The organism is Myxococcus sp. CA033 (genome assembly GCF_013336625.1).
Lineage (GTDB): Bacteria > Myxococcota > Myxococcia > Myxococcales > Myxococcaceae > Myxococcus > Myxococcus llanfairpwllgwyngyllgogerychwyrndrobwllllantysiliogogogochensis.
Window position 1 is genome coordinate 1 of the sequence record NZ_JABUMU010000083.1, and the last position, 608, is coordinate 608.

Below are 608 nucleotides of genomic sequence, written 5' to 3' on the forward strand. Positions count from 1 at the left end.
CGGGCCTCCTCAGCGAGCCGAGCCTCTTCCGCGCGGCGCTCTTCCTCCGCACGAGCCCGCGCCTCTTCAGCGAGTCGCTCCTCTTCAGCGAGCCGTGCCTCTTCAGCGAGCCGTGCCTCTTCGGCAAGTCGCGCCTCTTCCGCGAGTCGCTCTTCCTCCGCACGAACCCGGGCCTCTTCCGCGAGCCGTGCCTCTTCCGCGAGTCGCTCTTCCTCCGCACGGACCCGTGCCTCTTCGGCAAGTCGCGCCTCTTCCGCGAGTCGCTCTTCCTCGGCACGAACCCGGGCCTCTTCGGCGAGCCGGGCCTCTTCAGCGAGTCGCTCTTCCTCCGCACGAACCCGGGCCTCTTCAGCCAGCCGCGCCTCTTCAGCGAGTCGCTCTTCCTCCGCACGGACCCGTGCCTCTTCGGCAAGTCGCGCCTCTTCGGCGAGCCGCTCTTCCTCCGCACGGACCCGCGCCTCTTCAGCGAGCCGGGCCTCTTCCGCGAGCCGCGCCTCTTCAGCCAGCCGCGCAGCCTCCGCCCGCCGCTCTTCCTCGGCACGGACCCGCGCCTCTTCCGCCAGCCGGGCCTCCTCGGCAAGCCGCGCCACTTCGGCGAGCCGCGCCTC

General features: G+C 71.7%; 1 protein-coding gene. It reads left to right on the top strand.

The genetic code is table 11. The annotated features are described in order from the left end of the window. Positions 1–608, top strand: a 608-nt coding sequence (locus HUA78_RS45730) for a hypothetical protein (RefSeq protein WP_174479131.1), incomplete at both ends; no start/stop codon positions are given.